At 67.5% G+C, this 24,060-nt stretch carries 16 protein-coding genes; 10 read left to right on the forward strand and 6 right to left on the reverse strand.

The window, feature by feature from the left end; genetic code table 11:
* Window positions 1-4: 4 nt before the first annotated feature.
* The 8 genes from TSH64_RS07580 to TSH64_RS07615 all read left to right on the forward strand — a co-directional run bounded on the left by TSH64_RS07580 (window position 5) and on the right by TSH64_RS07615 (window position 12,802).
* Window positions 5-2,614 (forward strand): methyl-accepting chemotaxis protein, encoded by a 2,610-nt coding sequence (locus tag TSH64_RS07580; protein ID WP_247872809.1) that lies wholly within the window; start codon window positions 5-7, stop codon window positions 2,612-2,614.
* 200 nt (window positions 2,615-2,814) lie between these two features.
* The gene (gene pstS, locus TSH64_RS07585) at window positions 2,815-3,882 is read left to right on the forward strand and encodes a phosphate ABC transporter substrate-binding protein PstS (RefSeq protein WP_109096215.1); all 1,068 of its coding nucleotides are present in this window, start codon (window positions 2,815-2,817) and stop codon (window positions 3,880-3,882) included.
* A 108-nt stretch (window positions 3,883-3,990) separates the two neighbouring features.
* Window positions 3,991-4,974 (forward strand): phosphate ABC transporter permease subunit PstC, encoded by a 984-nt coding sequence (pstC, locus tag TSH64_RS07590; RefSeq protein WP_109096216.1) that lies wholly within the window; start codon window positions 3,991-3,993, stop codon window positions 4,972-4,974.
* A 5-nt stretch (window positions 4,975-4,979) separates the two neighbouring features.
* On the forward strand, window positions 4,980-5,861 hold the full coding sequence (pstA, locus tag TSH64_RS07595) for a phosphate ABC transporter permease PstA (RefSeq protein WP_109096217.1): 882 nt from the start codon (window positions 4,980-4,982) through the stop codon (window positions 5,859-5,861).
* Window positions 5,862-5,863: 2 nt separating this feature from the next.
* A complete protein-coding gene (gene pstB, locus TSH64_RS07600) occupies window positions 5,864-6,727 on the forward strand; it encodes a phosphate ABC transporter ATP-binding protein PstB (RefSeq protein ID WP_282188099.1) in 864 nt (287 codons plus the stop codon).
* Window positions 6,728-7,103: 376 nt separating this feature from the next.
* Window positions 7,104-8,348 (forward strand): TCR/Tet family MFS transporter, encoded by a 1,245-nt coding sequence (locus tag TSH64_RS07605; RefSeq protein ID WP_109096218.1) that lies wholly within the window; start codon window positions 7,104-7,106, stop codon window positions 8,346-8,348.
* 241 nt (window positions 8,349-8,589) lie between these two features.
* Window positions 8,590-10,719, forward strand: coding sequence for a YgiQ family radical SAM protein (locus TSH64_RS07610; RefSeq protein WP_109096219.1), 2,130 nt, complete (start codon window positions 8,590-8,592; stop codon window positions 10,717-10,719).
* A 274-nt stretch (window positions 10,720-10,993) separates the two neighbouring features.
* Window positions 10,994-12,802 carry an ABC transporter ATP-binding protein gene (locus tag TSH64_RS07615; protein WP_109096220.1) on the forward strand — a complete coding sequence of 603 codons (1,809 nt, stop codon included), beginning with the start codon at window positions 10,994-10,996 and terminating at the stop codon, window positions 12,800-12,802.
* 45 nt (window positions 12,803-12,847) lie between these two features.
* Here the strand turns inward: TSH64_RS07615 and TSH64_RS07620 are convergent, their stop codons facing one another.
* Genes TSH64_RS07620 through TSH64_RS07630 form a run of 3 tightly spaced genes read right to left on the reverse strand, consistent with a single transcriptional unit; the run spans window position 12,848 to window position 15,802 of the window.
* Entirely contained in the window at window positions 12,848-13,249 is a 402-nt protein-coding gene (locus tag TSH64_RS07620) for a response regulator (RefSeq protein WP_098735247.1), read from the reverse strand.
* Complete coding sequence (locus tag TSH64_RS07625; protein ID WP_109096221.1) at window positions 13,246-15,141, reverse strand: PAS domain S-box protein; 1,896 nt, start codon at window positions 15,139-15,141, stop codon at window positions 13,246-13,248. Before TSH64_RS07625 ends, TSH64_RS07620 begins: the two co-directional genes overlap by 4 nt.
* Window positions 15,122-15,802 carry a chemotaxis protein CheX gene (locus TSH64_RS07630; RefSeq protein WP_247872810.1) on the reverse strand — a complete coding sequence of 227 codons (681 nt, stop codon included), beginning with the start codon at window positions 15,800-15,802 and terminating at the stop codon, window positions 15,122-15,124. The genes TSH64_RS07625 and TSH64_RS07630 overlap by 20 nt, the downstream gene beginning before the upstream one ends.
* Window positions 15,803-16,179: 377 nt before the next feature.
* Here TSH64_RS07630 and TSH64_RS07635 point away from each other — a divergent pair, with 377 nt between their 5' ends.
* Complete coding sequence (locus TSH64_RS07635; RefSeq protein WP_109096223.1) at window positions 16,180-16,980, forward strand: DUF2076 domain-containing protein; 801 nt, start codon at window positions 16,180-16,182, stop codon at window positions 16,978-16,980.
* A 304-nt stretch (window positions 16,981-17,284) separates the two neighbouring features.
* Window positions 17,285-17,482 (forward strand): hypothetical protein, encoded by a 198-nt coding sequence (locus TSH64_RS07640; RefSeq protein WP_109096224.1) that lies wholly within the window; start codon window positions 17,285-17,287, stop codon window positions 17,480-17,482.
* A gap of 27 nt (window positions 17,483-17,509) precedes the next feature.
* Here the strand turns inward: TSH64_RS07640 and TSH64_RS07645 are convergent, their stop codons facing one another.
* From TSH64_RS07645 to TSH64_RS07655, 3 genes are read right to left on the reverse strand one after another with little or no spacing between them, the layout of a single operon-like run.
* Window positions 17,510-18,640: a two-component system response regulator gene (locus tag TSH64_RS07645; RefSeq protein WP_109096225.1), complete on the reverse strand. Its 1,131-nt coding sequence runs from the start codon at window positions 18,638-18,640 to the stop codon at window positions 17,510-17,512.
* Window positions 18,637-22,572 carry a PAS domain S-box protein gene (locus TSH64_RS07650; protein WP_109096226.1) on the reverse strand — a complete coding sequence of 1,312 codons (3,936 nt, stop codon included), beginning with the start codon at window positions 22,570-22,572 and terminating at the stop codon, window positions 18,637-18,639. The genes TSH64_RS07645 and TSH64_RS07650 overlap by 4 nt, the downstream gene beginning before the upstream one ends.
* A gap of 4 nt (window positions 22,573-22,576) precedes the next feature.
* Window positions 22,577-23,761, reverse strand: a complete 1,185-nt coding sequence (locus TSH64_RS07655) for an FIST N-terminal domain-containing protein (protein WP_109096227.1) — start codon at window positions 23,759-23,761, stop codon at window positions 22,577-22,579.
* Window positions 23,762-24,060 lie beyond the last annotated feature (299 nt).

Below are 24,060 nucleotides of genomic sequence, written 5' to 3' on the forward strand. Positions count from 1 at the left end.
CCATATGGCAAAGCCTATCGACCAGCGCCGGCGGTCCGGCATCAAGTCGAAGATGCTGATCGCCTTCGGAACCGTGGCGGCACTGCCCTGCATCGCGGCGGTGGTCGGCTGGATGTCCTACGGCGCCGTCCGCGGCCATGTCGCCGACATCACAGGGACGCAGGTGCCGGTGCTCAGCGCCGCCCATGGCCTTGCCACCACCACGGCGCGGGTGCTGGCGCTGGGGCCGCTGATCGACGCCGCTTCGTCGGAGGAGGATCTGGTCCGGCTGCGCAATGCGGCGGGCGAGCAGCGTCGGACGCTGGATGGTCAGCTCGCCCAGCTGGCCGGCGGACAGGGCCATGCTGGTGGCGATGCGGCCCGCGTCGCCGACCTGACCGGAACCGCGCGCTCGCTGCTCGGCACCATCGATGCGCTGGGGACGGCGACCGGACGGCGGCTGACCTTGCAGGAACAGCGCAGCGGCCGGCTGGCGGAGCTGAGCGATGCCCATGCCCGTCTGCTCGCCGCGCTGAAGCCGGACATGCAGGCCTCGCGCGAACAGCTGGCCCAGGCGATTTCCGCGATGGTGCAGGCGACCTCCGAATCCTCCGCGGTGATCGGCGCCGAACTGGGGCAGACGGTGATCCCGCTGTTCCAGCTGCGCGGTGCCGAAGCGGCCCTGGCAAAATCGCTGCTGATCGGCGCCTTCGAGACCAACCGGTCCAAGGTGATGTCGCTCTCCACCGACTTCGACTCCGCGCTGTCCGACCTGCAGGGCGCACTGCGTCCGCTGGCGAAGAGCGAGGCGGCGGCCCCGGTGGTGGCGACGATCAACGAGCTGGCCGCCTTCGGCGATGGCGATGCCAGCGTCTACACCCGCCGCGTCCGTCAGCTGAGCCCCGGGATTCCGGAGGCGGAAGGGCAAAAGCTGACCGAGTCGCTAAACGCCAGCGTCGACGACATCGTCCGGCTGGACCGCGACGCCAACGCCCGCATGCTGCCGCTGATGCTGAATTCGCGCGGCCGCATCGCTGAGGCCGGCAATGCGATCGCCGAACGGATGCAGGATTTGTCCACCAACACGGTGCCGGCGGCGCAGCAGCGCTACACCGTCCTGAGCGGCCTGATGGCCGACGCCAACCTGCTGGCCGGCAAGCTGGCGGAGGCCGGCAACGCCGAGACGCCGGCCCGTCTGACTGCCGCCCGCCGCATGCTGGACCCGCTGGCCGCAACGATCCGCGGCACCCTGGCCGCGTCCGGCGACGATCTGGGGGCGGAGGTCCGCCGGCTGGCGGAGCGGCTGCTGGACCTTGGCTTCGGCAACGACGGCATCCTGGCGCTGCGGGCCGGCGAGCTGGCGGCCTATGCCGAGAATGCCGCGCTGATCGACAGCAACCGCAGCACCGGCGCCACCCTCACCGCCATGGTCGACGGGCTGGTCCAGGCGGCGGAAAAGGCGACCGCCGACGGGGCCGCCGCCGCCCATGAGGCGCTGGAGCGCACCAATCAGGTTCAAATCCTGCTGGCGACCGCCGGCGTGCTGCTGGCCGGTCTGATCGTCTCGCTCTATGTCGGGCGCCGCGTCGTCGGCCGGATGGAGACGCTCGCCGATGCCATGCGCCGGGTCGCCGGCGGCGACCTGACGGTCGAGCAGAAGGCCGACGGCAATGACGAGATCACCGACATGGCCCGTGCGCTGTTCGTCTTCATCGCCAACGCCCGCGCCATGGAAGAGGCGCACGAGAAGGTGGAGATCGAGCGCCGCAACGCCGCGTCGGCCCGCCGCACCAGCATGCTGGAGATCGCCGACCAGTTCGAACGCAACGTGCTGAGCAGCGTCGAAACGCTGGCCGAGGCCGCGCGCCAGATGGCCGCCCGCGCCCGCTCGCTGACCGACATCGCCGCCAACGCCAACGACCGCGCCGAGGCCGCGATGCAGCTGTCCGGCGAGATGGCGGCGGGCATCCAGCAGGTGGCGACCGCCGCTTCGGAAATCTCCCAGTCCATCGCCGAGATCAGCAAGCGCACCGGCGAATCGGCCCGCATCATCGGCGACACCGCCGCCGGAGCGGAGCAGGTGAAGGCCACCGTCGCCGACCTGTCGAGCACGGCGGGAGAGATCGGCACCGTCGTCGGGCTGATCGACGAGATCGCCGGCCAGACCAACCTCTTGGCGTTGAACGCCACCATCGAGGCGGCGAGGGCAGGGGAGATGGGCCGCGGCTTCGCCGTGGTCGCCGGAGAGGTGAAGGCCCTTGCCGGCCAGACCGCCCAGGCCACCGCCGAGATCGCCCGCCAGATCGCCGCGACCCAGGCGGCCAGCCGCGAGACGGCGGAGGTGGTGGCGGCCATGACCGGCAGCGTCCAGCGCATCGAATCCAACGCCTCGGCCATCGCCGCGGCGGTGGAGGAGCAGGCGGTGATCACGTCGAGCATCGTCGACAGCTCGCACCGTGTGGCGGTCGGCACCCAGGCGGCGTCGGACCATGTCGCCGGCCTGTCCGAGGCCGCGGCCAAGGTGCGTACCCAAGCCGGTGACGTGCTGCTGGTGGCGGAAGGCCTGTCGCACGAGGCGACCAACCTCGGCTCCGCCGTGCATCTGTTCCTCCAGGAAATCCGGGCCGCGCGATGAGCCTTGCCAGGACTTCGCGTTCCCGGTCTCGAACGGGTCGGTTTCATAAAACTGACACGTAAACAAAACAAACCCGTCACCGGCGGCGGCTATGGTCACCGCGACGAAGAAGGCGGGTTCCGACATCCGGCCAAGGCCGGGCTTTTCCGAAAAACCCAACCAAACCGTCCAAACCTATCGGGAGTTTAGCCGTGAAAACCATGACCTCGGCGTTCGTTCGCTGCGCTGCCTTCGGTGCCCTGGCCGTCCTGTCCGTGTCGGTCGCCCCGATTTCGGTCGCTTCGGCCGCCGACATCTCCGGCGCCGGCGCCACCTTCCCGTACCCGATCTATGCCAAGTGGGCCGACGCCTACAAGAAGGAGACGGGCACGGGCCTGAACTACCAGTCGATCGGTTCGGGCGGCGGCATCAAGCAGATCAAGGCCAAGACGGTCACCTTCGGCGCGTCGGACATGCCGCTGAAGCCGGAAGAGCTGGAGCAGGCCGGCCTGATCCAGTTCCCGATGATCATGGGCGGCGTGGTTCCGGTCGTGAACCTGAAGGGCATCAAGGCCGGCGAGGTCAAGCTGTCGGGCACCGTTCTCGCCAACATCTACATGGGCGAGATCACCAAGTGGAACGACGCGCAGATCAAGGCGCTGAACCCCAACGTCAACCTGCCGAACACCGCCATCGCCCCGGTCTACCGCTCTGACGGGTCGGGCACCAACTTCCTGTTCACCGACTACCTGTCGAAGACCAGCCCGAAGTTCAAGACCCAGATCGGCGCCAACACCTCCGTCCAGTGGCCGGCCGGCATCGGCGCCAAGGGCAACGAGGGCGTGGCCAACATGGTCAAGCAGACGGACGGCTCGATCGGCTACGTCGAATACGCCTACGCCAAGCAGAACAACATCACCCATCTCGATCTGCAGAACAAGGACGGCAAGACCGTCTCCCCGAAGATCGAGGCCTTCCAGGCTGCCGCCGCCAACGCCGACTGGGCCAATGCCAAGGGCTACTACGTCCTGCTGACCGACGAGCCGGGTGCGGAGAGCTGGCCGATCACCGGCGCCAGCTTCATCCTGATGTACAAGACCCCGCAGGACGTGGCGTCTTCGGCCGAAGCGCTGAAGTTCTTCGACTGGGCCTACAAGAACGGCTCCAAGATGGCGACCGAGCTGGACTATGTCCCGATGCCGGACGCCGTGGTGTCGCTGGTCCAGAAGACCTGGTCGCAGACCATCCAGGCCGACGGCAAGCCGGTCTGGACCGCGTCGGCCAAGTAACGACGGCCAACCGACCCCGGGCGGGCCGCTGGTTGGCGCGCCCGGGGGCATGATCGCCGGAGGGGACGGAAATTGCGCCGTCCCCACCGCACGCCTCACGGAGCGGCCATGACCGAGATCGCGCTGACCTTGACCGACGCACACGCCTCCACCGCCCGACGGGCCCGCCGCCAGCGCCTGCAGGATGCGGCTTTCCGCAACGCCACCCTCGCATTCGCGCTGCTCGTCCTGCTGATTCTGGGCGGCGTCACGGTTTCCCTGATCGACGGCGCGCTGCCGGCACTCCGCGCGTTCGGCTTCGGATTCGTCGGAACCGAAGTCTGGAACCCGGTGTCGGAGGAATTCGGCGCGCTCGCCCCCATTTACGGCACGCTGGTAACGTCGGTCATCGCCATGGCTGTCGGCATTCCCGTCAGCTTCGGCATCGCCCTGTTCATCACCGAGATGTGCCCCGCCTGGCTGAAGCGCCCGCTCGGCGTCGCCATCGAGCTGCTCGCCGGGATCCCCAGCATCATCTACGGCATCTGGGGCCTGTTCGTCTTCGCCCCCTTCATGCAGTCGACCATCCAGCCCTTCCTGATCAATACGCTGGGCCAGATCCCCGGCATCGGCAACCTGTTCATGGGGCCGCCCTACGGCATCGGCATCCTGACCGCCGGCCTGATCCTGGGCATCATGGTTCTGCCCTTCATCACCTCCATCACCCGCGACGTCTTCGAGACGGTGCCGCCGATGGTGCGTGAATCCGCCTACGGGCTGGGTGCCACCACCTGGGAGGTGGTGTGGAACGTGGTGCTGCCCTACACCCGCACCGGCGTCGTCGGCGGCGTGATGCTGGGGCTGGGCCGCGCGCTGGGCGAGACGATGGCGGTTACCTTCGTCATCGGCAACGCGCACCGCATCAGCTCCTCGATCATGGCGCCGGGCACGACGATCTCGGCCTCCATCGCCAACGAGTTCACCGAGGCGGTTGGTGACGTCTACACCTCCTCGCTGGTGGCGCTCGGCCTGATCCTGTTCCTGATCACCTTCGCCGTCCTGTCGATCGCCAAGCTGATGCTGCTGCGCCTGCAGCGCAAGGCCGGAGTCTGAGGCCCATGACGATGTCCAATTCCGCGACGCTGGCGACCCCCATCGGCGGGCTGTATCACCGCCGGCGCATCGCCAACAAGCTGGCGCTGTCGCTGGCGCTGGGGGCCGCCGGCTTCGGCCTGTTCTGGCTGGTCGCCATCCTGTGGACGCTGCTCTACAACGGGCTGTCGGCCATCAACCTCAGCCTGTTCACCGAGAACACCCCGCCGCCGGGCGGCGAGGGCGGCCTGCTGAACGCCATCTTCGGCAGCGTCGTCATGACCGCGGTCGCCACCGCGGTCGGCACCCCGGTCGGCGTCATGGCCGGAACCTATCTGGCGGAGTTCGGCCGCAACACCAAGCTGGCCGAGGTGGTGCGCTTCATCAACGACGTGCTGCTGAGCGCGCCGTCGATCATGGTCGGCCTGTTCGTCTACGAGGTGCTGGTGATCCGCATGGGCCATTTCTCGGCCTGGGCGGGCGCCATGGCGCTCGCGGTGCTGGTGATCCCGGTCGTCGTCCGCACGACCGAGGACATGCTGAAGCTGGTGCCCAACAGCCTGCGCGAGGCCGCCGCCGCGCTCGGTGCGCCGCAATGGAAGGTGATCACGATGGTCGCCTACCGTGCCGCCCGCAACGGCATGATCACCGGCATGCTGCTGGCCGTCGCCCGCATCAGCGGCGAGACCGCGCCGTTGCTTTTCACCGCCCTGAACAACCAGTTCTGGAGCGCGGACATGAACGCGCCGATGGCCAACCTGCCGGTGGTCATCTTCCAGTACGCGATGTCGCCCTATGAGGACTGGCGCCAGCTGGCCTGGGGCGGCGCGCTCCTGATCACGGTCGCCATCCTGCTCCTCAACATCGGCGCCCGGCTGCTGGCCGGTCTCGGCACGACGAGAAAGTAACCATGACGATGACCCACATGGACGCCAACAGCCAAGCCCACGGCAGCCACCCGATGCCCCCCGGCATGATGGCCGGCGCCGCCGCCGACCGTGCCATCGCCGGTGCCGGCCTGCCCGAGAAGATCACCGTCCGCAACCTGGACTTCTTCTATGACGGCTATCGCGCGCTGAAGAGCATCTCGCTGCCGCTCTACGACCGCCAGGTCACCGCCTTCATCGGCCCGTCGGGCTGCGGCAAGTCGACCCTGCTGCGCATCCTGAACCGGATGTACGACCTCTATCCCAAGCAGGTCGCCACCGGCGAGGTCATGCTGGACGGCGTCAACATCCTGTCGCCCAAGCAGGACCTGAACCTGCTGCGCGCCCGCGTCGGCATGGTGTTCCAGAAGCCAACGCCGTTCCCGATGTCGATCTACGACAACATCGCCTTCGGCGTGAAGCTGTACGAGAAGCTGTCGCGCGCCGACATGGACGAGCGTGTGGAGTTCTCGCTGCGCCGCGCCGCCTTGTGGGACGAGGTGAAGGACAAGCTGCGCCAGAACGGCATGAGCCTGTCCGGTGGCCAGCAGCAGCGCCTGTGCATCGCCCGCGCCATCGCGGTGAAGCCGTCGGTCCTGCTGCTGGACGAGCCGACCTCGGCGCTCGATCCGATCTCCACTGCCAAGTGCGAGGAGCTGATCGACGAGCTGCGGTCCGACTACTGCATTGCCATCGTGACCCACAACATGCAGCAGGCGGCCCGCATCTCCAACTTCACCGCTTTCATGTATCTGGGCGAGCTGATCGAGTTCGGGAACACGGAAGAGATCTTCACGAATCCGACCAAGGAAAAGACCTCCGAATACATCACCGGCCGCTTCGGCTGACGCTGTCTGCGCCGTGTTCGGCAAACGCGAAAAGCTCCTGTCACCGGATGGTGACAGGAGCTTTTTTGTTTCTCCCTCAATCAGGATTCGGCAGGCTATGAAGCCCTGGAGGTTTAGCCGACCATTCAGGAAATTTCCATAATCGAACTTATGTGTTTTTCTCTTGTAAGCGCATGTAGCGCAATGTCAGAATGTCAGCGCTTTGACGGCCCGTCGCGATAAAACATCCGCTATCGGAAATATTCCGCTTCCAAATCGCCTTCGCTTCCTCTATGATCCGCCCCAACTTCGCGATGCCGTCCGGGCCGCCCATTCCGGCCGGGGCACGCCCGCGTCCCTTTTGGGCGCTTACATCTTTTGAGTTCAAAGGTTTTCCATGTCGTCCGTTCGTCCGCGCAAGGCCGCGATAGCCTTCATTCTCGTCACCGCCGCACTCGACATCGTGGCGATGGGCATCGTCATTCCGGTGCTGCCGGCGCTGATCGAGGAGTTCGCCGGGGCCGATGCACAGGCCGGCACCATCAACGGTGCGCTGGTGGCGCTGTGGGCGCTGATGCAGTTCTTCTCCTCGCCGGTGATCGGGTCGCTGTCGGACCGCTTTGGCCGGCGGCCAGTGATCCTGCTGTCGGCGCTGGGGCTGGCGGCGGACTATGTGCTGATGGCGGTGGCGCCGAATTTGTGGTGGCTGGTGGTCGGCCGTGCCGTTGCCGGCATCACCTCCTCCAGCTTCACCACGGTCTTCGCCTATATGGCCGACGTGACGCCGCCGGAGCAGCGGGCGCGCGCTTATGGCCTGATCGGCGCCGCCTTCAGCGCCGGCTTCATCGCCGGACCGCTGCTGGGCGGAGTGCTGGGCGAGATCTCGCCGCGTGCACCCTTCTGGGGGGCGGGCCTGCTCAGCGGGCTGGCCTTCCTCTATGGTCTGGTGGTGCTGCCGGAATCGCTTCCGCCGGAAAACCGCATGGCCTTTTCCTGGCGCCGGGCCAACCCGTTCGGAGCGTTCCAACTGCTGCGTTCGCATCCGGAACTGTCGGGTCTGGCGATGGTCAATTTCATGCTGCATGTCTCCCACCAGATCTTTCCCGCCGTCTTTGTGCTCTATGCCGCGCACCGCTATGGCTGGAGCGCCTGGGATGTCGGTCTTCTGCTGTCGATGGTTGGTGCGCTCGACATGGTCATGCAAGGTTTGGTGGTGCCGCGCGTGGTGAAGTGGCTGGGCGACCGCGGCACCATGGTCGTCGGCCTGTTCGGTGGGGCGTTCGGGCTGGCCTGCATGGGGCTGGCGCCGGATGGCGGCTGGTTCGCCTTCGCCATCGTGCCGAACGCGCTGTGGGGGCTGGCGATGCCGACAATCCAGTCGTTGATGACACAGCGGGTCAGCCCATCCGAACAAGGCCAGTTGCAGGGCGCCAACATGAGCGTGGCGAGCGTCGCCGGCATCCTGGCTCCGGTCTTCTTCGGCACGGTCTATTCCGCCTCGGTCGGCAGCGATCCGCTGTTCCCGCATCCGGGCGCCGCCTTCTTGATCGCGGCCCTGGTGATGCTGATGGGCGCGCTGATCGGCTGGGTGGTGGCACGGCGCAACGGCCGGACGGGTGAAACGGGCGGCGTTGCCGCCTGACTCTCCACCGCCCTGCCCTCTCCCGTGCCCACACGCGCGCCTTGTCTCCCGGTCGGCTCCCTTGGTCATCCCCCTGGCCGCGCCCCTTGCACGGGCTGTGGGGCGTCCCACATAGCTGTCGCGCCACCCCGCACAATGTCCCATTGCTCCGCTGCGTTATCAGCGGTGGGAATTTGCTGGCCGACAAGGTAAGACTGTCGGCTTATCCATCCGCATTGTTGATCGAGACCCGGAGAACGCGATGCTCGCGGCCCCCAACCTGTTCACTCACCGCCCCGACCGCAGCGTGCGCCCCAAGGCGGCGCCCTTTCTGCCGATGTCGCGCGCGGAAATGGACCGGCTGGGCTGGGACCAGTGCGACGTGATCGTCGTCACCGGCGATGCCTATGTCGACCATCCCAGCTTCGGCATGGCGATCATCGGCCGGCTGCTGGAATCGCAGGGCCTGCGGGTCGGCATCATCGCCCAGCCGGACTGGAGCAGTGCGGAGCCGTTCAAGATCCTGGGCAAGCCGCGGCTGTTCTGGGGCGTGACCGGCGGCAACATGGATTCGATGGTCAACCACTACACGGCTGACCGCCGCCTGCGCCACAACGACAGCTACACGCCGAACGACGAGGGCGGCAAGCGGCCGGACCGTGCCGTCATCGTCTATTCCCAGCGCTGCCGCGAAGCCTTCAAGGACGTGCCCATCGTCCTCGGCGGCATCGAGGCCAGCTTGCGCCGCATCGCCCAGTACGATCATTGGAGCGAGAAGATCCGCCGATCCGTCCTGGTCGATTCCAAGGCGGACATGCTGGTCTACGGCAATGCCGAACGTGCGATCATCGAGATCGCCCAGCGTGCGCTGACGGGGGAATCGCCCAAGGCGATGACCGACATCCGCGGCACCGCCATCATGCGCTCGTCCCTGCCGGACGGTTGGACGGTGGTGGACAGCAGCTCCATCGACGATCCGTCCGCGCCGGTGTCGCCGCGCGCCGCCGGTGCCGACCGCATGGCGGTGCGGCTGCCCAGCTACGAGCAGGTGACGGCCGACAAGGTGCTCTATGCCCATGCCAGCCGCGTGCTGCACCAGGAGAGCAACCCCGGCAATGCCCGCGCGCTGGTCCAGCGCCACGGCGACCGCGACGTCTGGCTGAACCCACCGCCGATCCCGCTCGAAACCAACGAGATGGACGGCGTCTACGACCTGCCCTATGCCCGCGCGCCGCATCCGTCCTACGGCGATGCACGCATTCCGGCGTGGGAGATGATCCGCTTCTCGGTCAACATCATGCGCGGCTGCTTCGGCGGCTGTTCCTTCTGCTCGATCACCGAGCATGAGGGGCGCATCATACAGAGCCGGTCGGAAGGGTCGATCCTGCGCGAGATCGAGCATATCCGCGACAAGACCAAGGGCTTCACCGGCGTCATCTCCGACATGGGCGGGCCGACCGCCAACATGTATCGCCTCGCCTGCAAGGACAAGGAGACGGAAGCCGTCTGCCGCCGCCCGTCCTGCGTCTTCCCGGACATCTGCAAGAATTTGAACACCGACCATTCCTCGCTGGTCCAGCTCTACCGCAAGGCCCGCGCGGTGCCGGGGGTGAAGAAGATCCACATCGCGTCGGGCCTGCGCTACGACCTCGCCGTCCGTAATCCGGAATATGTGAAGGAACTGGTGACCCACCATGTCGGCGGTTACCTGAAGATCGCGCCGGAACACACCGAGCCGGGGCCGCTGGGCAAGATGATGAAGCCCGGCATGGGGGCCTACGACGAGTTCAAGCGGATGTTCGACAAGGTCGCGAAGGAGGCCGGGAAGAAGCTCTACCTGATCCCCTACTTCATCGCCGCCCACCCCGGCACCACGGACGAGGACATGATGAACCTCGCCTTGTGGCTGAAGCGGAACGGCTTCAAGGCGGATCAGGTACAGACCTTCCTGCCCTCGCCGATGTCGCTGGCGACCGCGATGTACCACAGCGAGCGCAACCCGCTGCGGCCGGTCCGCCGCGTCGGATCGGAAATCGTTTCGTCGGCGAAGGGGTTGAAGCAGCGCCGCCTGCACAAGGCCTTCCTGCGCTATCACGATCCGGAGAACTGGCCGATCCTGCGCGAGGCGCTGAAGCGCCTGGGCCGCGAGGATCTGATCGGTCCGGGCGAGGAGCATCTGATCCCGGGCTGGCAACCGGTCGGCGCCACCGCCAAGCCGCGGGAGAAGGGGGGCAAGACCTTCTTCACCCAGCAGGCCGGCCAGGGCCGCCGCGTGGTGCCGCCGGTGGGCAAGGCGCCCGTTGGCAAGGCGCCGGGGGCGAAGCCAGCCGCTGGGGCTGGCGGCAAGCCGTCCGGCATGAAGCCGCGCCAGACCAATTTGAAGGGCCGGTGACGGTAAAGCGCACAGGCCCCATTCCCCTCTCCCCCCCGGGGAGAGGGTCAGGGTGAGGGGGATGCACTGCGAGGATTATCGCAATGTCCCACCAGGCATCCCCCTCACCCTCCCCACTTCGTGGGTCCCCTCCCTCTCCCCGAGGGAGAGAGGGCGATGACCGCCACGTAATGCCTTCGCGCCGGCTGCCTGAAGCCACGCACCGTCACCTGTTCGCATTTCTCCCAACGGCGCCGCCGCCCGCATGGCCGGCCCCTGCCCCGGTTGGATTCCCATGGCACAGTCGAAACGCACCCCGCGGCCGAACGCCATCCGCAGCGTTCTGGCCTTCACCTTCCGTCACTGGCGCCGCCAGACACCGCTGGCCGTCGGCATTGCCGGCGCCATCGCCCTGTCGACGCTGGCCGACGTCTTCATGCCGCTGTTCGCCGGCCGGCTGGTCGATGCCCTCACCCTGCTGCCGGGCGACCGCGACGCCGCACTGCATGCGGCGCTGACCGCCTTCGGCGCCATGGTGGCACTCGGCGTCGGCATGGTGGTGATGCGCCACATCGCCTGGAGCTGCGTCATTCCCTTCACCCTGCGCATCATGGCCGATGTCGGCCAGGACAGTTTCCACCGCATCCAGCGCTTCTCCACCGACTGGCATGCCAACAGCTTCGCCGGATCCGTGGTGCGCAAGATCACCCGCGGCATGTGGGCGCTCGACACGCTGGACGACACGCTGCTGCTGGCGCTGTGGCCGTCGCTGGTCGTGCTGATCGGCACGATGGTGACGCTGGGGCTGCATTGGCCAGCGATGGGGCTGGTGATCGCGCTCGGCACTGCAGTGTACATCGCGATGACGGTGCTGTTCTCCACCCTCTACATCGCGCCGGCCGCCCGGCTGTCGAACGCCTGGGACACCAGGCTCGGCGGGACGTTGGCCGACGCCATCGGCTGCAATGCCGTGGTCAAGGCCTTCGGCGCCGAGCCGCGCGAGGACGACCGCCTGTCCGGCGTCGTCGGCAAATGGAGCCGGCGCACCCACCGCACCTGGACCCGCCACACCCGCCACAGCACCGTGCAACTGGTTGTGCTGCTGCTGATCCGCAGCGCCGTGGTCGCGACGGCGCTCTGGCTGTGGTGGCGCGGGCAGGCGACGCCGGGCGACGTCGCCTATGTGCTGACCACCTACTTCGTCGTGCATGGCTATCTGCGTGACATCGGCATGCACATCAACCACCTCCAGCGCTCGGTCAACGAGATGGAGGAGCTGGTGGCGATCCATGCCGAGCCGTTGGGGGTGGAGGACCGGCCGGAGGCCACCCCGATCCGCATCCGGGCGGGCGAGGTGCGCTTCGACCGCGTCACCTTCCAGTATGGCGGGCACACCACGCCGCTCTACCGCGACCTGTCGCTGACCATCAAGGCGGGCGAGCGGGTCGGGCTGGTCGGGCCGTCGGGGTCGGGCAAGACCACCTTCGTCAAGCTGATCCAGCGCCTCTATGACGTGACCGACGGCCGGGTGCTGATCGACGGGCAGGAAGTCGCGGGGGCGACGCAGCACTCCCTGCGCTCCCAGATCGCCATCGTACCGCAGGAGCCGATCCTGTTCCACCGCACGCTCGCGGAGAACATCGCTTACGGACGCCCCGGCGCGTCGATGGCGGAGATCGAGCGGGCCGCCAAACTCGCCAACGCCCACGACTTCATCGTCCGCCTGCCGAAGGGCTATGCGACGCTGGTCGGCGAGCGCGGCGTCAAGCTGTCGGGCGGCGAGCGGCAGCGGGTGGCGCTGGCCCGCGCCTTCCTGGCCGACGCGCCGATCCTGATCCTGGACGAGGCGACCTCCAGCCTGGATTCGGAATCGGAGGCGCTGATCCAGGAGGCCATCGAGCGGCTGATGCAGGGCCGCACCGCCATCATCATCGCCCACCGCCTGTCCACCGTGCGCACACTGGACCGCATCCTGGTCTTCAACCAGGGCCGGGTGGTGGAGGAAGGCAGCCACGCCGTCCTGCTCCACCGGCCGGGTGGGCTCTATCGCCGTCTGTTCGAGCAGCAATCGGCGCCGGAGCCGGTCCGGCGGATCGGGGGGTAGAGTCTGCCCGGCGCCTCTACAGGCACCGGGCAGACGCAGACGCTCTCACACGAACAGTTCCATCGTCTGAGGCACGTTGCGCGGCGTCTCCCCCGCCAGGATGGCGCGGGCGACATCGACGGCGGCGAGCAGGCCGCTTTCGGTGAAGGGCTTGGGCAGGCAGCCGATGCCGGTCAGCGGGCCGTCCTTCTTCAGCTCGTCGCGGAAGGAGGTGATGAACAGGCAAGGCACACCCAGCCTGGTCAGTCCCCGTGCGGCGTCGATGCCGTTGGTGCCCATTCCCAGATGCACGTCGACCAGGGCGAGATCCGGCTTGTCGTCCGCGGCGATTTCCACCGCCTCCACGGCCGTGACTGCCGGGCCGATGACGCTGTGGCCGACATTCTCCAGATACAGCTGCTGTTCGAGCGCGATCAGCACCTCATCTTCAACCAGCAGGATCTTCATCCCGAGATCTCCTCTGGCGAAGAGGTCTCAAGCAGCGGCACCTCGTCCGGCACCGCAAGCTCGATGCGGAAGGTGGTGCCCTGGGCGGTGGTGTCGATGTCGACGCTGGCCCGGATCTGGCCGGCGAGGCTGGAAATCAGGCGCATGCCGAGGCTGCGGCTCTTGCGGATGTCGAAGTTGGACGGCAGGCCCGGACCGCGGTCCGAGACGGTCAGGGCGAGCTTCTCGTCTTCGCGCCGGAAGGTGACCGTCACCCTCGCCGCACCGTTGCCGCGATGCTTGACCGCGTTGGTGATCAGTTCGTTGGCGATCAGGCCGAGCGGGGCGGCATGGTCGATGGGCAGGTCGACCACGTCCGACCGCACGACGATGTCGCACATGCTGTCGCCGCCGGATGCGCGCGCCAGATCCTCGCACAGCTCGTTCAGGTAGGTGCCGAACTCGATGGTCTGGAACTGGTCGGCCTGATAGAGGCGATTGTGGACGCGGGCAATCGCCTCGATGCGGCTGCGGGCATCCTGGAAATGCACCCGCACCCCCTCGTCGGGCAGGCTCAGCGTCTGCAGGGTCAGCAGGCTGGACACCAGCTGCAGGCTGTTCTTGACGCGGTGGTTGACCTCGCGCAGCAGCGTCGATTTCTGGCCGACCAGCTTGCGCAGCGCCGCCTCCATCGACTTGATCTCCGTCACGTCGATGTGCATCAGCACGGTGCCGCCGAAGGGGCCCGCCGGCATCGGGGCAGCGAGACAGCGGAACCAATGCTGGTTGTTGGTGACATATTCCGCCGACACCGGCGGCCCGCCTTCGCTCAGCAGCCTGCGCAGGTTGTCCATCACGGTGTCGGCGCGCGGGTCGGCGGTGTCGCCCCGGCCGCAATGGTGGAGATAATCGTCGCCGACGATGCAGCCCTGGCCGAGGAAGGTCGTTTCCGGCCCGGCTTCGCCCCAGGCGCGGTTGACCGAGACGATGTGGCCGGAGCGGTCGAGCACCGCGATGAAGGCCGGCAGCGCGTCCAGCGTCGCCTTGGTCTGCTCGGCCAACTGGCGCATGGCGAGCGCGCTGGTCCGCAGCTCCTCTCGGGTGCGGCGGCGTTCGGTGATGTCGCGCAGGATGCCGGTGATGAAGCTGCGCCCTTCCGATTCCCAGCGAGCCATCGACAGTTCCAGGTCGATGTGGCTGCCGTCGCGACGCCGGCCGGACAGCTCCACCGGCTGCGCCGCCATATCGATGCCGGCGGCACCCGGCCCGCTGCCCTCCGCCATGGCGATCCAGTCGGGAGCATCCTCGCCCAGCAGCACCGCGACGCTCTGTCCGATCAGCTCGTCCGGCCGATAGTCGAACTGACGGGTGGCGGTGCCGTTCATCCACTGCACCATGCCGCGGGTGTCGGTGGTGATGATGGCGTCGGGGGCGGTGTCGACGATGGCGCGATAGCGCGCGTCGCGCTGTTCGCGCAGCACCCGTTCGCGGTTCACCGACGCGGTCACGTCGGTCACCTGGATCAGGCAGCGCGCCTCGTTGCCCGCGGATTGCGAATGGGGCGAGGATGCGTGCGACGGCAGGGGACGGATCACCACATTGTGGACCATCCGCCGCCCGTCCGGCAGGCGCAGCGGGAACAGCATGGGGTTCAGCGTGTGCGACAGGACGCCGGGTGCGCCGGTGGCCAGCGTATCGCGCACGGCGATGTGCAGACGCGATTCCCGCAGGTTGGGCAGTGCGTCGAACAGGTCGTGCCCGAGGATCTCCCTGGCCGTCAGGGTGGAGGCCTGCTCCATCCAGCCGTTCCAGTAGAGAACGCGGCAATGGCGGTCCAGAAGCAGGATGCCGGCATCCAGCGCGCCGAGGACATCCAGTGCCCAGGTGGGTTGTTCAGGCAATCTGGGAGCCATGAGACGACGTTCCAGCGGATGTGGGTTCTTCGGCGGCGATGCCTTCGATGAAGGCGTGGATCAGTTGCTTCAGGGACTGGAGGGACGAAACCCCCATCAGCAGGGCGATGTAGCCGCGGATGCTGCGGCTGCGGATGGTGAAATCGATGTAGAGGAACAGCACCAGCTCATCGCCGCTGCCGACCTTGTCCTTGAGGATGTTGGCGCCATCGCCGCGCAGCACCGCCGGCAGCGAGATGGTCAGCCGGTCCTTCAGCGCGTTGGCGACGACGACCAGGCAACCGTTGAGGATGATGTTGCCGATCTCAGCGAGGGCGTCCTGCTCCAGATCGACGATTTCCGCCAGGGTCAGGTCGCCGCCCAGAACCGCACGGGCCAGTTCCAGGCTGTTGGCCTCCGGAAAGATCAGCATGGCGCGGCCGTCGAAGGAGCCCTGGAACTGCTGCTCCACCGCCACCAGCCCGCTGCGCTCGCGCGCGGCCAGGAAATCGGAAGCCTCCTGCCGGCTGACGATGTCCACGGTCGGCACGGACAGCAGAACCTGGTCGTTGACCATGCGGCTGAGATGGGTGGCGGCGCGGCCGACCCCCATATTCACCAACTCGGTCAGCGCATCGCGCTCCAGGTCGGTCAGTTCCACCATCTCTCGGCGCCTGTTCATCTTGGTCTCGGCTTCTCAACCGGCGCCGCCGGGCGGTCGCATCACAAATGTGGCCTATCGATGGGAAAAAAGGCACCCCCGTCAATGTCATATGTTAATTCCGCGACGCCATAGCCGATATAGCCGCCCACTTCCCACAATGGTCAGCCCAGCAATCCACCATCCAAAGACCCAGCTTCGGAACCTTTGGCAAGTCGCTGGGATTTTTGCGCAATATTGCTTAAGACGCGAAACTAAATGACCGGCGCGGTGTTGTGGGGCGGGACAGTCCCTCAAGGCGGGGATACCTCACAAGGGACTTGTCCTCGGGGGGATGGCGACTCCACATGTAGGGGCGGCGTCCGCCTGCGATGGGCGCCATGTCTTAGGAGACGTCGATGACCCCCGAGGAACGCACGCTTCTGTCCGACCTGTTCCGTCGCCTGCGCGATGTGGAGTCCCAGCAGACCTCCCAGCCGCGCGACGCCGAAGCGGAGGACTTCATCCGCCGGTCGGTGCAGGACCAGCCGCTGTCGTCCTACTACATGGCGCAGACCGTCCTGGTGCAGCAGCAGGCGCTGACCGCGGCACAGACCCGGATCGAGGAGCTGGAACGCCAGATGCGCGAGCGTTCGGCCCAGCCGGCCCAGTCCGGCGGCAGCTTCCTGTCGAACGCGCTCGGCATTGGACGCAGCCCGTGGGGCCGTGGGGCCGAACCTTCCCCTGCCCCCTCCTATCCGCAGGCGCCGCAGGGGCAGCCGCAGCAACAGCCGGCCGCCGGCCGCAGCCCGTGGGGAGCGGCGCCGGGTGCCGCCTATCCGCAGCAGCAATACAGTCCCTCCCCCGTCCCGCAGCCGGGCATGGCGCCGCGCGGCGGCGGATTCTTCGCCGGTGCGGCGCAGACGGCGGCCGGCGTGGCCGGCGGCATGCTGGCGGCGAGCGCCATCTCCTCCCTGCTGCACCATTCGCCCGGCCCCTTCGGTACGGCGATGGCACAGCCGATGGCCGGCGAAACGATCAACGAGACGGTGATCACCAACAACTACTACGGCGACGACCAGGGTCCGCAAAGCGATGCGGGCGGCGACACGGCACAGGATGCCGCTTATGCGCCCGATCCGCCGCCGGCCGACGATGCATCGTACGACGATCCGTCCTTCGACGATGGCGGCAGCGGCGGGGACGATTCCTGGATCTGAGTCCACAGTCCACGGTTGCGGGCCAAGTCCGGTCCGGCCCGCGATTCCGCAGTCTGCGATTGCCTATTGCGTTGCAGACTGCAGCGTCGATGGATGGCTTCCTCCTGACGATCCGAGCCATGGTTAACAGGCGTGGGTTAACAGGTGCGCGATCCGTGAGCGGTGGACGGGGCCGATCACGGCCGCATGCCGGAACAGTCCTTCACACGCATAAGGTCTTTCCCTGATCGAGAGCTTTACCGTCCTGCTTTGGTATGAGCCTTGCGCCCTTGGTCGCGGTTCAGTTCAAACGGAAACACCATCCATGGCCATCACCGTCACCATCGCCCCCTGCCGCGCCGACCGGTCGTCGAATGGCCGGATGCGGCTGCCGCTTCAACTACTTGAGATCGCCCAGGCGATGTCGGACGATTGCGACGGGGATCCGATCCATATTCTGGACTCGGACGGCCAGGAGGCTGCGGTGATCGGCCGGCGCGAGGTCGAGATCGAGCTTTTCTGAGGATGGGCGCCACATGGTGCGCGATCCTCACTCCTCGTCCTTGTAACGGCTGGCGATGTCGGTGAACTCGTCCTCCAGGGCGTTGAAGGCGTCGACAACGGCGGGATCGAAATGGCTGCCGCTGCCTTCACGGATGATGGAGGCCGCCTGTTCGTGCGGGAAGGGCGGCTTGTAGCAGCGGCGGCTGATCAGCGCATCGTACACGTCGGCGACCGCCATCAGGCGGGCCGACAGCGGGATCGCCTCTCCCGCCAAGCCCTGGGGATAGCCGGTGCCGTCCCAGCGCTCGTGGTGGCCATGGGCGATCTCCCGCGCGATGCGCAGGAACGAGCTTCCGCCGGTGATGGCGAGGTCTGTCTGTCCCTCGGCGGCGAAAATGGCGTCATGTCCCAGGGCTGCGTGGGTCTTCATCACCTCGAACTCGGCGTCGCTGAGCTTGCCCGGCTTCAGCAGGATCGAATCCGGGATGCCGACCTTGCCGACATCGTGCAGCGGCGCCGATTTGTAGAGCAGCTCGATGGTTTCCTCGTCCAGCTGGCCGGCATAGCGCGGGTCGCGGCTGAGATGGAGGGCGAGCGCCAGCACATAGTTCTGGGTCCGGCGGATGTGGTTGCCGGTTTCGTTGTCGCGGGTTTCCGCCAGCGAGGCCATGGCGCGGATGGTGGCATCCTGGGCGCGCAGCAGGTCGCGGGTGCGTTCCGCCACACGATCCTCCAGCTGCCTGTTCTGGTCGGCGAGCGCGCGTTGCGCCTCGCGGAGCGCGATGTGGGTGCGGACGCGCGCCAGCATCACCGGCGGGGAGATCGGCTTGGTGATGTAATCGACGGCTCCCACCTCGAACCCGCGGGTCTCGTCATGGACCTGCCCCATTGCGGTGATGAAGATCACCGGCACGCCGCGGGTGCGGGCGTCGCTTTTGAGCCTCCGGCAGACCTCGACGCCGTCCATGCCCGGCATCATCACGTCCAGCAGGATCAGGTCGGGCAGCGGGTCGCCGGCCAGACGGGCAAGCGCCTGCGGGCCGTCCTTCGCCACGATCAGGCCGTAGCTGTCGCGCAACAGATCGGCCATGACCTTCAGGTTGATCGGCTCGTCGTCGACGATCAGGATGCGCGGCTTGTCGCCGTTCGGCTGTCCGACCGGGGGCGGCAGGCTCATGTCGCGGTCTCTCTCAAATCGCGCAGGCGGTCGCGCAGTTCGGTCAGGGCGGTGGAGGCGTCGTCGAAATCGAAGGCCCCCGCATGACGGTTCACCCGCTCGGCCAGGGACGTCACCGGGCTGCCGGCCAGCAGGCAAGCAAGCGCATCGGCCAGATCGCCCGCTTCCGGATCTCCGGCGATCAGCAGGCCGCCCAGCCGTTCAGACAGCGATTGCGCCGCGCGCAGCATGTCGCGCGGAAGGCTGGCCGATGCCGGCGGTTCGGGCATCGGGGTGATGTCCGCAACCGGCCGGCCGAGGCTGCCGATTCCCTCCACCACCCGCGCAAGTGCGTCGGCAAGCCGGTCGAGCAGGCCGTCCTCTACGGCCGGCGGCACCGTCATCGCGCCGGCCTCCACCCGGCCCGCCAGACCGGACAGCTCCATGGCGCCGATGGTGGCCGCCGTGCCCTTCAAGGTGTGGGACAGCCGCAGCACGTCCTTCCAGCGGTCCTCGCAAACGGCGGTGGACAGCCGCACCGCCTCTGCCTCATGGGTGGCGGCGAAATCGATCAGGATCCGGCGCAGCAGGGCTAGGTTGCCGTTCACATTGCGCCGGGCGACCGTGAGATCGAGCGGCGGCAGGCTCTCGGGCAGCGCCTGGGCGGCCGATACCGCGGAGACCGCCGGTATTGCGGCATTCCCGGTGGTGGCCGCGGCGGCGCCGCCGATCCCGCGCACCGGCTTCAGCCAGCGGGCGAGTGCGGCATAGAGCGTCTCCGGGTCGATCGGTTTGGAGACATGGTCGTTCATGCCGGAATCGAGGCAGCGCTCGCGGTCGCCTGCCATGGCGTGGGCGGTCATGGCGATGATCGGCAGGCTCGACAGTTCCAGCTTTCGCCGGATCAGCCGCGTCGTCTCGTAGCCGTCGAGCCCCGGCATCTGCACATCCATCAGCACGAGGTCGAATTTCACCTCACGCAGGCATTGCAGGGCCTCCTCGCCGCTGCCGACCACGGTGGCCTCGATGCCGACCAGCTCCAGCAGGCCGCAGGCGACCTGCTGGTTGACCAGATTGTCCTCCACCAGCAGCACGCTGCGCCCGACCAGCGCCGACAGCTCCGTCGACTGGGCCGGATCGTGCACGCGGCGTGCGGACTCGCCGGGCCGGGCCGCAGCCCCGCCCAGCGCCATCATCACCGAATCGAACATGGCGGACGGCGTCACCGGCTTTTCCAGCACGGCGGTGACCGGCCGGTCGGGACCGGCCGCGCTCGTGTTTTTCAGCGCGCCGTCCAGCGCCCCCTGCACCCCGTCGGTGCCGTAGGCGGTGGTCATCACCACAGGCGGCTGGGCGCCCGGCAGCGCGCGCAGGCGGCGCAGCGTCTCCACCCCGTCCAGTTCCGGCATGCGCCAGTCCAGCACCACCAGCTCCACCGGCGGCCTGATGCCGGTCTGTCCTTCCTCCAGCCGGCGCAGCGCCGACAAGCCGTCGCCGACCGATTCGACGGTCAGGCCGAAGCGTTCCAGCATGTCGGTCAGAATCGAGCGCACGGCATCGCTGTCGTCGACCACCAGCACGCGGCGGTCCATCAGGTCGCGCGGTAGCCGGTCGTCGGTGGTGTCGCCGGCCGCGACCCGGCAGCGGATGGAGAAGCGGAAGATGCTGCCCTCGCCCGGCCGGCTTTCCACCGACACGGTGCCGCCCATCAGCTCCACCAGCTGCCGGCAGATCGCCAGCCCCAGGCCGGTGCCGCCGAAGCGCCGCGTGGTGGAGCTGTCGGCCTGGGTGAAGGGGCGGAACAGGGCGGCGGCCTGTTCCGGCGACATGCCGATGCCGGTGTCGCAGACCTCCACCTCCAGCCGGTAATCGTCGGCGGTGCCGATGCGCCCGCCGACCGTCACCGCCACCTCGCCCCGTTCGGTGAACTTCACGGCGTTGGAGACGAGATTCAGGATGACCTGACCCAGCCGCAACGGGTCGCCGACCAGCGTGCCCGGCACGCCGCCATGCAGGTCGACGATCAGTTCCAGCCCCTTTTCCCGCACCTTGGGCAGGACGACGGTCGCCACCTCCTGCAACACGTCGCCGATGTGGAAGGGGATCGCCTCGATCGTCAGCTTTCCGGCCTCGACCTTCGAGAAATCGAGGATGTCGTTGATGATGCCGAGCAGGCTGCGCGAGGAGGCATGGATCTTGTCGAGGTAATCGCGCTGTCGCGGCGTCAGCTCCGTCTTCATCATCAGGTGGCTGAGGCCGATCACCGCGTTCATCGGCGTGCGGATCTCGTGGCTCATGTTGGCCAGGAAATCGCTCTTCTGCCGGTTGGCGCGGTCGGCCTCCTCCTTGGCGCGGGCAAGCTCGTCCTCGGTCCGCTTGCGGTCGGTCACATCCTTGTGGATGCCGGTGATGCGGGTCGGCAGGCCGTCGGCATCGCGGTCCGTCACCTTGCCGGCCGACAGGATCCAGACCCAGGCGCCCGATTTGTGGCGCATGCGGAACTCGACCTCATAGACCGGGGCGCGGCCGGCCACATGATCCTCCAGCGTCGCCAGCACGCGGTCGCGGTCGCCCTCGTGCAGCAGTGCCAGCCAAGTGGCGCCCCTTCCCGGCAGTTCGCCGGGCGCATAGCCGAGCATGCCGAGCCAGAGGTCGGAAAAATAGGCATGGTCCGTCACCGGGTTCCAGTCCCACAGCCCGGTGATGGAGGCGTCCAGCGCCACCGTCAGCCGTTCCTCGCTTTCCTGCAAAGCGGTCAGCATGCGCTGGCGCTCGGTGATGTCCTGGAAGACGGTGACCGAGCCGACGATGCGGCCATCCTCGCGCAGCGGCACCGCGGTGATGGCGATGGGGAAGATCGTGCCGTCGCGCCGGACGAAATGATCGGTTTCCGAGCGGTGGATCTCGCCGCGCCGGACGGTGTTGAGGACGGTGCAGTCCTTGCCGGCGACCGGCCGCCCCTGCCCGTCCTTGTAATGCACGGCATCATGCAGGGTGATGCCGCGCAACTCCTCCAGCGACCAGCCGAGCAGCCGTTCGGCTTCCGGGTTGAGGAAGGTGCAGAAGCCGTTGCGGTCCAGCGAGAAGACGCCCTCGCCCATGCTGTCGGTGATGCTTTGCAGGAAGCGGCGGCTGTCCTCAAGCTCCGCCTCCATCCGCTTGCGCTCGGTGATGTCGGTGCGGATGGCGATGTACTGGTGCGGCTGGCCGTCGGCGGTCAGCTGCGGGACGATGGTCGCCGCCACCCAGTATTCCTCGCCCGCCTTGGTGCGGTTGCAGATCTCGCCGTGCCAGACCTGCCCGTCCATGACGGTGTGCCACATCTCCGCGAAGAAGCCGGAGGGGTGGTGGCCGGAATTGACGATGCGGTGCGACCGGCCGAGCAACTCTTCGCGGGGGAAGCCGCTGATCTGGCAGAATTTGTCGTTGGCGTAGGTGATGATGCCGCGGTGGTCGGTGATGCTGACGATGGCATGCTGGTCGAGCGCGAATTTCTGCTGTTCCAGCGCCCGTTGCGCAGCGGAGCGTTCCTCCACCAGCCCTGCCATCAGCTGGCTCAGCCGTTCCAGGCTGTCGGTCGGGCTGCTGTCGGCCGCATCCGGCAGTTCGGGACGGCCATCCGCCCGCAGCAGGCTGTTGGCGATGCCGCGCAGCCGGCGGATGGCATGGGCCTGCGCCGCCGCCTCGCGCCGCAGGCGCTCGTTGGTGTCGGCCAGCTCCTCCGAACTCAGCTGCAGGCTGCGTGCCCTGAGCGTCAGGTCGCGGTCCGCCTGCTCATAGCTCTGGCCGATGCGGGTGAACAGCGCCGGCAGCGTCTCCAGCATCCGCGCCGCCTCCGCCGACAGACCGGCGGTGCTGGCGAGCGCCTTCAACTCCGCCAGGACGGAGTCCGCCGCCTCGGCGGTCGGCAGGCCCAGCACCCGCTTGAATTGGCTTTGCAGCAGGCGGTGCATGCGGTCAGCGTTCCGTCAGCAGAGCAACCGTCATCGTCTGGTTGTGCAACCGGCAATCGACCAGATCACGCATCGGCCCGATCTCTCCATAGGAATAGAAGCCGGCCAGCACGGTGCCGGCCCCCATCCGGTCGGCCACCGCCTGCACCTCCTCCTCCACCCGGTCGCCCATCACCAGCTTGCGTCCGACGCAGCTGGTCAACAGGGCGAACCGGCCATCTGCCGCTTCGGCGGCTGGCTCGGCAGCCATTCCGGCAGTCGTGCCGACCGTCAGAGCGCCGGCACTGGCGGCGGAGGCGATGGCGCCGGCCTGCTCCGCCCCGTCGACCAGCCCATCGGTGCTGGCATGCATCAGCCGCAGATAGAAGCCTTCCTCCACCGTGCCGGCCAGGATCAGCCCGCCGGCCGCCTCGTCGATGCCGAGGATGGTGCGGATCAGCCCGACCGAATCATGGTTGCCGTTCAGCAGCTCGAAGGGGAACAGCAGCCCGGATGCCGGCAGGTCGCGGGCATAATCGCCGAGATAGCGCTTGTAGACGTTCAGTGCCGGTTCGCCGTCCAGCTGGAGCAGCAGGTTGCCGACCGCCTTCGTCACCTTGCGCGCCGGCCCGAACGGCTCCCACCCGCCGACGGAACCGAGGCCGAGATGCACGGAATCGCCGTACAGCCCGACTGCCACCGCCCGCGCGTCGGACACGCCGGACGGTCCCAGCACCAGCGTGCGGACGAAAGCACCGCCGTCGCCGGCCAGTCCGCCCGATACCGGCACGCCGGATGGCAGGCGCGACGACAGCCCGTCGATCAGCGCACTGCCATTGACGCCGACGCCGCGGGCGAACAGCAGCACCCCCGACAGGCCCGGCCGGGCGGTCAGCGCCTCCCCGAGCGCTTCGCCCGCGCGCTGGCTGTCGTCGGAGGATGCGATGCCGGCCTCCGTGGCGAAGACCGCGGTGCACTTGTCGAAGCGGATGGCGGTCGTGATGCAGGAACCGTCGAGGACGCTGTCCCCGGCGATCTCACCCGCCGTGCTGCATCCCACCCTTATCGCCTCAGGGTAGGCGGCAGCCAGCCGGTTGGCGAAGCCTGGACTGTCGAAGATGTCGATGGAGCCGAAAACCAGAACGAGATCGGCGGTCCGCGGAGACAGATCCGCCCCCGGGGGTGCAAACGCCGATTGCCAGACCCGCATGCCTCTCCCCATCGTCGATGACTTCCAGTCCGAGACTATCATGCAGCTGTGATCGCGAAGAGACTCTATAACGTTGGTGGGCTGCGGATGGTCATAATGACGCATGTTAAGTTCACCATCCGAACAGGGTGTGACGATTGGATTATGACCGGCAAAGGCAGAAAATGAGAGTTCCCCCGTAAGGATCTGTCAACCACACTGCGGTATGGTTGGGCGGCCAAGCAGTGTGGGTCGGAACAATCCCTGGGAGTGGGGGAGCGGTCCGCAGCCGGCGGGAACCAACGAATTGGGCAGAATGG

Origin of the sequence: Azospirillum sp. TSH64 (genome assembly GCF_003116035.1) — a bacterium.
In the GTDB taxonomy this organism is placed as follows: domain Bacteria; phylum Pseudomonadota; class Alphaproteobacteria; order Azospirillales; family Azospirillaceae; genus Azospirillum.